Below are 7,561 nucleotides of genomic sequence, written 5' to 3' on the forward strand. Positions count from 1 at the left end.
GTCATTCCTTGAGGTTCATGCCCCAGTCGACCCGCTGTCCCTCCGAGGGCGCCGCATCCTGCGGCGCCCTCGCCGCGTCAGAGAGCACGAACACGTCCGGGGCCCCGTCCAGGACCCCGCCCGAGGGGTCGTCCGACCCGTCGCGGCGTACGACGTCCCGCTCGGGCAGCAGGATGTCGCGGACGACGACCGCGCACAGGTAGAGCGTGGCGAGCAGGTGGGCGGCGATCGCCAGCTGGTAGCCCTCCAGCGGCAGACCCTGGTGCTTGTCGCCGCTGGTCGTGTACGCGAGGTAGAACCAGATTCCGAGGAAGTACAGGACCTCGCCGGCCTGCCAGACCAGGAAGTCCCGCCAGCGCGGCCGGGCCAGAGCGGCGAGCGGGATGAGCCACAGCACGTACTGCGGCGAGTAGACCTTGTTCGCCAGGATGAAGGCGGCGACGACCAGGAAGGCCAGCTGCGCGAAGCGCGGGCGCCTCGGGGCCGTCAGCGTGAGCACGCCGATGCCCGCGCACAGGAGGACCGTCAGGCCCGTGGCGTACGTGTTGGCGCCCTCCAGGGGGTTGCCGGTGCGCTGGGAGATCAGCAGCCAGACCGAGCCGAAGTCGATGGGCCGTTCCTGGCTGAAGGTGTAGAACTTCGTCCAGCCGTCCCAGGCGTACGCCATGACGGGCAGGTTCACCACGAGCCAGGAGCCGGCCGCGCCGAGCGCCGCGATGGCGAACTCGCGCCACTTGCCGGCGCGCCAGCAGAGCACGAACAGCGCCCCGAGGAGCAGTACGGGATAGAGCTTGGCCGCCGTGGCCAGCCCGATGAGGACGCCGAAGGACAGCGCCCGGCCGCGGGACCACATCAGCATCGCGGCGGCCGTGAGGGCGATGGCGAGCAGGTCCCAGTTGATCGTCGCGGTGAGTGCGAAGGCGGGCGCGAGCGCGAAGAGCAGAGCGTCCCAGGGCCGGCGCCGGTGGGTGCGGGCGACGCACACGGCGATGACCGCGGCGCAGATCATCAGCATGCCCGCGTTGACCATCCAGTACATCTGCTCGCGGTGCTGCATGGCGCCGCCGCCGGGGGTCAGCCAGGACGCGATCTCCATGAAGAGACCGGTGAGCACCGGGTACTCGAGGTACTGCATGTCGCCGGGGAGCTTGTCGAAGTACGGCACGAGGCCGTCGGCGAAGCCGCGTACGACGTAGAGGTGCGGGATGTCCGAGTAGCAGGCGTGGGTGTACTGCGAGCCGGCTCCCTGGAACCACGCCCAGTCGTAGCAGGGCAGTTTCTGCACCATGCCGAGCGCGAACATCCCCAGGGCTACGAGGACCACGACGCGCACCGGGGTCAGCCAGTGGCCGCCCAGCCGGGCGTGGCGGCCCAGCGGCCCGCCGATGAGCTCGCTGCCGGCCGCGGCGACCTCGTCCTGCTGGGTGGGCAGTACGGGCCGGTCCTCGTGCACCTTCGTCATGCGCTCATCCTGCCGTACGGCGCCGGACATGGGGGAGGGCCGCCGCACGGGGTGCGACGGCCCTCGCCGGCGTGGAGCGGGCGGCCGGGTCAGCCAGCGGTGCCGCCGGCCGGGAAGCCGGTGACTCCGCCCGGACGGCCTCTGGTCGGGGACGGCGATGGTGACGGCGATCCGCTGGCTCCGCCGTTCGTGGCCCCGCTGTTGCTGCCCCCGCCGGTACTCGGGTCGCAGTACAGGTCCCACGGCTTGCAGGACGGCTTGCCGCCCTTGGACGGGGACGGGGAGGCCGGGGGCTCGGAGCTCGGCGACGGGGGCGGCGTCGACGCGGAGGGCGAGGGGACCATCGAGGGGGTGGGGGAGGGCGCACCGGAGGCGTCCGCGACGACACCGATCTTGTCGGGCTCCGGGAAGTCCTTCTCCGGAACGCCGTTCAGCGCCTCCTTCATGTACTTGGTCCAGATCTCGGCCGGGATGTCACCACCGTGCAGGGACGGGATGTCGCCCACGCCCCTCATCGAGATCAGTTCCTTCTTCTCCGCGTTGGGGTCCGAGCGGAACAGGGTCACGGAAGTGGACAGCTCGGGCGTGTAGCCGACGAACCAGGCCGACATGTTCTTGTCGGTGGTACCGGTCTTGCCCGCGGCGGGCCGGCCGAGCTTCTTCGCCTTGGTGCCGGTGCCGTTCTCGACGACGTTGCGCAGAACCTTGGTGACGTTGTCCGCGATGGAGTTGTCCATGGCCTGCTGCGCCTTGGGGGCCTCGAAGCCGGGCAGGTCCTTGCCGTCCTTCTGGACGCCCCGCACGGAGTACGGCTCGTGGTGGGTGCCGGAGGCCGCGAAGGTGGCGTACGAGTCGGCCATCCGGATGGCGCTGGGGGTCGAGGTGCCCAGCGCGAAGGAGGCGTTGTTGTTCGGGTCGAACGACTCCGGGAGGATGCCGGCGGACTGGGCGACCGACTTCACCTTGTCGTGGCCCACGTCGAAGACGAGCTGGGCGAACGGGACGTTGATGGACTTCTCCATCGCCTCGTTCAGGGTCACGTAGCCGTAGGCGGTCGGGCTCTCGTTCTTCTGCTTGAACGGCTTGCCGGAGTTGTCACGCAGCGGCTTGCCCTCACGGTTGTTGATCACGGTGAGGTCGTTGGCCATGTACTTGCTGTCGGCAGAGATCCCGGCGCCGTTGGAGTTCTGGGTGCCGTACTGCATGGCCGCTGCCAGCACGAACGGCTTCCAGGTCGAGCCGACCTGGACACCCGTGGTGTTGGCGTTGTTGTTGAAGTGCTTCTTGTCGAATCCCGGACCGCCGTACAGGGCGACGAGGGCGCCTGACTTCACGTCCACCGAGGCCGCGCCGAACTGGACGAAGGTGTCGGTCTCGGGCCGCTTCTTCTCGTCGATCAACCCGTCGCGGGTCTCCTCGACGGCCTTGACCAGCGCGTCCACCTTCGGCTTGTCGAAGGTGGTGTGGATCTGGTAGCCGCCCTTGGCCAGGTCCTCCGCCGTGAGGCCCTTGGTCTTCATCACGTAGGCCTTGGCGGTGTCGACCATGTAGCCGATCTGCCCGGACATGTTGCGGGCCTGCTCGGACTCGATGATCTTGGGGAATTCCTTGTACTGCTGCCGCTCGGACTGCTCCATGCGGCCCACCGTGACCTCGCGGTCCAGCACCCAGGCCCAGCGCTGCTTGGCCCGCTCGGTGTTCAGCTGCGGCGTGGCCGCGGAGCCGATGCCGCCGTCCGGGTTGTAGAGGTTGGGGCCCTTGAGCACGGAGGCCAGGAAGGCGCCCTCGGACGGGGTCAGGTCCTGGCAGTCCTTGCCGAAGTACGCGCGGGCGGCCGCCTGGATGCCGTAGGCGTCACGCCCGTAGTACGCGGTGTTCAGGTACCCCGCGAGGATCGTGTTCTTCTCCTCGGTCACACCCAGCTTGATCGAGATGAAGAGCTCGGTGACCTTGCGCTTGAGCGTCTGGTCGGAGTCCAGGTACGTGTTCTTCACGTACTGCTGGGTGATCGTCGAGCCGCCCTGGGTGGATCCGCCCTTGGCCATGTTCCACACGGCGCGGGCGACACCCATCGGGTCGACGCCCTTGTCCGACTCGAAGGATTCGTTCTCCGCCGCGATCACGGCGTTCTGCATCGACCGGGGGATCTTCCCGATGGGCACGATCTGGCGGTTCATGGACCCGCCGGTCGCGACCATCTGGGTGTCGTCGGCCCAGAGGTAGACGTTGTTCTGAGCCTTGGCCGTCTTGTTCGCGTCGGGTGTGTTCACCGAGGCGATGCCGATGCCGGCACCTGCCGTGATGATCGCGAAGAAGCCCAGGGCCGTGCCGCCGACGAGCTTCCAGGACGGGACGAAACGCTTCCAGCCGTCCTTGTCGGAGCGCGGGTAGTTGATGAACCGCTTGTCCGGCCGCCCCGTCCCGCCACCGCCCTTGGCACCACCGCGTCCGGCGGACGGCCGTCCGCCGGCCCGGCGGCCCTCGGAGCGGCTGCCGTGACTGGGCTGCTCCCCGTGCGGGCCGCCGGGGGAAGCGGTCGGGACGTCATGTCCGGACGCGCCGCCCCGGCCGGGGCGCTGCTGGGCGGCCCGGCGGGCCGCAGCGCGACCACCGCCTTCGGGCTGCGGCGGTTTGCGTCGGTGCTCGCTCATCGAACGACTACTCCTCGGGCAGGCGAGTGGCCTGGAAGCGGCGGGTGAGTTCCGGTTCCCCCCGGCGTCATGGCCCACAGACTACGCACGCTCAAAACCCAATCAGTGCCGAAGTTCACCCCAAAACAGGCAACTTGCCTCGTACGAATTGGTGATGTGATGCCGGTCACCTCTCCCCCACTTGTAGCCGAGGGCGCCCCGTTCTATCGTCTGGATGTATCGAGCCGATACATCAGCTCGACATAACGACTCCGAAGCGGATGAGGGGCAGGCGGATGAGCAGGCGCTCAGGCATCCTTGAGTTCGCCGTCCTCGGCCTGCTTCGCGAATCCCCCATGCACGGGTACGAGCTGCGCAAGCGGCTCAACACCTCGCTGGGGGTGTTCAGGGCATTCAGCTACGGAACGCTCTACCCCTGCCTCAAGACGCTCGTCACCAACGGCTGGTTGATCGAAGAACCGGGCAACGCCCCGGAAGACGCTCTCGCCGCTTCACTCGCAGGGCGCCGCGCCAAGATCGTCTACCGGTTGACGGCAGCAGGTAAGGAGCACTTCGAGGAGCTGCTCTCCCACACGGGACCCGATACCTGGGAGGACGAGTCCTTCGCCGCCCGCTTCGCCTTCTTCGGTCAGACCGAACGAGAAGTGCGCATGCGGGTGCTGGAGGGCCGCCGGAGCCGGCTGGAAGAGCGCCTGGAAAAGATGAGGGCCTCGCTCGCCCGTACGCGGGAGCGCCTCGACGACTACACGCTTGAGCTGCAACGGCACGGCATGGAGTCCGTCGAGCGCGAAGTGCGCTGGCTGAACGAGCTCATCGAGAGTGAGCGGGCGGGACGGGATCAGAGACGACCCGGTCCGTCCGACGAAACTGCAAAGTGAGACCTGCACCTCGCAGGCCTCGTCCGAGAACAAACAGGGAGCAACCGGAATGGGTTCGGTTCGCGTAGCCATCGTCGGCGTAGGCAACTGCGCCGCCTCGCTGGTGCAGGGCGTCGAGTACTACAAGGACGCCGACCCGGCGGCCAAGGTCCCCGGTCTGATGCACGTCCAGTTCGGCGACTACCACGTGCGTGACATCGAGTTCGTCGCCGCGTTCGACGTCGACGCGAAGAAGGTCGGCCTCGACCTCTCGGACGCCATCGGCGCCAGCGAGAACAACACCATCAAGATCTGCGACGTCCCGAACACGGGCGTGACCGTGCAGCGCGGTCACACCCTGGACGGTCTGGGCAAGTACTACCGCCTGACCATCGAGGAGTCCCCCGAGGCTCCGGTCGACGTGGTCCAGATCCTCAAGGACCGTCAGGTCGACGTCCTGATCTGCTACCTCCCCGTCGGCTCCGAGGCCGCGGCGAAGTTCTACGCCCAGTGCGCCATTGACGCCAAGGTCGCCTTCGTCAACGCCCTCCCGGTCTTCATCGCCGGCACCAAGGAGTGGGCGGACAAGTTCACCGAGGCCGGCGTCCCGATCGTCGGCGACGACATCAAGTCGCAGGTCGGCGCCACCATCACGCACCGCGTGATGGCGAAGCTGTTCGAGGACCGCGGTGTCCGTCTTGAGCGCACCATGCAGCTCAACGTCGGCGGCAACATGGACTTCAAGAACATGCTCGAGCGTGACCGCCTCGAGTCGAAGAAGATCTCCAAGACGCAGGCCGTCACCTCGCAGATCCCCGACCGTGAGCTCGGCGAGAAGAACGTCCACATCGGCCCGTCCGACTACGTCGCGTGGCTCGACGACCGCAAGTGGGCCTACGTCCGCCTCGAGGGTCGCGCCTTCGGCGACGTCCCGCTGAACCTCGAGTACAAGCTCGAGGTGTGGGACTCCCCGAACTCCGCCGGTGTCATCATCGACGCCCTGCGTGCCGCGAAGATCGCCAAGGACCGCGGCATCGGCGGCCCGATCCTGTCGGCTTCGAGCTACTTCATGAAGTCCCCGCCGGTGCAGTACTTCGACGACGAGGCCTACGCGAACGTCGAGAAGTTCATCAAGGGCGAGGTCGAGCGCTAGTCGAGCCCCAAGGGTCCTTGAGGACACCTTGACTTCGGCTGTTCTTCCGCGGAGGGTCCCCGGGCAATACGCCCGGGGACCCTCCGCGTATGTGACCCTTGCCCTCATGGCTGTCGTACGTGATCTGCGCGTACTCCTGCGTCTGAGGGATTTCCGCAACCTGCTCGCCGTGAGGCTCCTCTCCCAGGCGGCGGACGGCGTCTACCAGGTGGCGCTCGCGACCTACGTCGTCTTCTCCCCGGAGAAGCAGACCTCACCCGCGGCCATCGCCTCGGCCATGGCGGTGCTGTTGCTCCCCTACTCGGCCGTCGGCCCGTTCGCCGGGGTGCTGCTCGACCGCTGGCGCCGCCGCCAGGTCTTCCTCTACGGCAACCTGCTGCGGGCCCTCCTCGCCTGCGTCACCGGCATGCTGATCGTCTCGCACGTGCCCGACTGGCTGTTCTACGCCTCGGCCCTGTCGGTGACCGCCGTCAACCGGTTCGTCCTGGCCGGGCTCGCCGCCTCCCTGCCGCGGGTCGTCGGTCCGGACCAGCTGGTCACCGCGAACGCGCTCTCCCCCACCGCCGGCACGCTCGCGGCGGTCGCCGGCGGAGGGCTGGCCTTCCTCGTCCGGCTGCTGGCCTCCGACTCCGACGCCGTCGTCGTCCTGCTCGGGGCGAGCCTCTACCTGTGTGCGGCCCTCGCCTCCCTGCGCCTGGCCATCGGCCTCCTGGGGCCCGACCACCCCCCGGGCCGGACCCACCCGTCGGTCGCCGAGGGGGTCACCCTCACCGTCCGGGGCATGGCCGAGGGCCTGCGGCACCTGGCCGACCGGCGCGATGCGGCCAAGGCGCTCGGCGCCATGACCATGATGCGGTTCTGCTACGGCGCCCTGTTCGTCACGCTGCTCATGCTCTGCCGCTACTCGTGGTCGGACAACGAGTCCGACGGGCTGGCCCTGCTGGGTGTCGCGGTCGGCGTCTCCGGGGCCGGTTTCTTCGCCGCCGCCGTCATCACTCCCTGGCTGGTGGGACGGCTGGGCACCCTCGGCGCGATCACCGTCTGCGCCGCGGGCGCCGCGGTCCTGGTGCCGGCGCTCGGCCTGTTCTTCGCCCCCGGACCGATGCTGGCCGCCGCCTTCGTCCTGGGCCTCGCCACCCAAGGCGCCAAGATCTCCACCGACACCGTCGTCCAGTCCCGGGTGGACGACGAGTTCCGCGGTCGCGTCTTCTCCGTCTACGACGTGCTCTTCAATGTCGCGTTCGTCGGCGCCGCGGCCGTGGCCTCGCTCATGCTCCCGGTCAACGGCCAGTCGGCACCGCTGATCCTGGCCGTGGCCGCGCTCTACGCCACGACCTCGCTGCTCCTCGCCCGACAGGAGCGATGTTTCACGTGAAACAGCGCCCCTGAACGAAGCGCGACGGGCGTCGGCGGTCGTTGTTTCACGTTAAACATCGAC

The 7,561-nt window shown here is 68.5% G+C and carries 5 protein-coding genes; 3 read left to right on the forward strand and 2 right to left on the reverse strand.

The genetic code is table 11. From position 1 onward, the window contains the following. Position 1: 1 nt before the first annotated feature. On the reverse strand, positions 2-1,462 hold the full coding sequence (locus ACFWB8_RS30330; protein WP_385234134.1) for a glycosyltransferase family 87 protein: 1,461 nt from the start codon (positions 1,460-1,462) through the stop codon (positions 2-4). An 89-nt stretch (positions 1,463-1,551) separates the two neighbouring features. Continuing rightward, positions 1,552-4,113, reverse strand: a complete 2,562-nt coding sequence (locus ACFWB8_RS30335; RefSeq protein WP_385234137.1) for a transglycosylase domain-containing protein — start codon at positions 4,111-4,113, stop codon at positions 1,552-1,554. A 275-nt stretch (positions 4,114-4,388) separates the two neighbouring features. On the opposite strand from ACFWB8_RS30335, the gene ACFWB8_RS30340 reads away from it, so the two are divergent. From ACFWB8_RS30340 to ACFWB8_RS30350, 3 genes are all read left to right on the forward strand, one after another. Further along, positions 4,389-4,991 (forward strand): helix-turn-helix transcriptional regulator, encoded by a 603-nt coding sequence (locus ACFWB8_RS30340; RefSeq protein WP_365921848.1) that lies wholly within the window; start codon positions 4,389-4,391, stop codon positions 4,989-4,991. Positions 4,992-5,040: 49 nt separating this feature from the next. Next, on the forward strand, positions 5,041-6,123 hold the full coding sequence (locus ACFWB8_RS30345) for an inositol-3-phosphate synthase (RefSeq protein WP_385234140.1): 1,083 nt from the start codon (positions 5,041-5,043) through the stop codon (positions 6,121-6,123). A gap of 106 nt (positions 6,124-6,229) precedes the next feature. Next, complete coding sequence (locus ACFWB8_RS30350; RefSeq protein WP_385234143.1) at positions 6,230-7,498, forward strand: MFS transporter; 1,269 nt, start codon at positions 6,230-6,232, stop codon at positions 7,496-7,498. Positions 7,499-7,561: the final 63 nt, after the last annotated feature.

The sequence above is a fragment of the Streptomyces sp. NPDC060031 genome, assembly GCF_042736805.1.
In the GTDB taxonomy this organism is placed as follows: Bacteria; Actinomycetota; Actinomycetes; order Streptomycetales; family Streptomycetaceae; genus Streptomyces.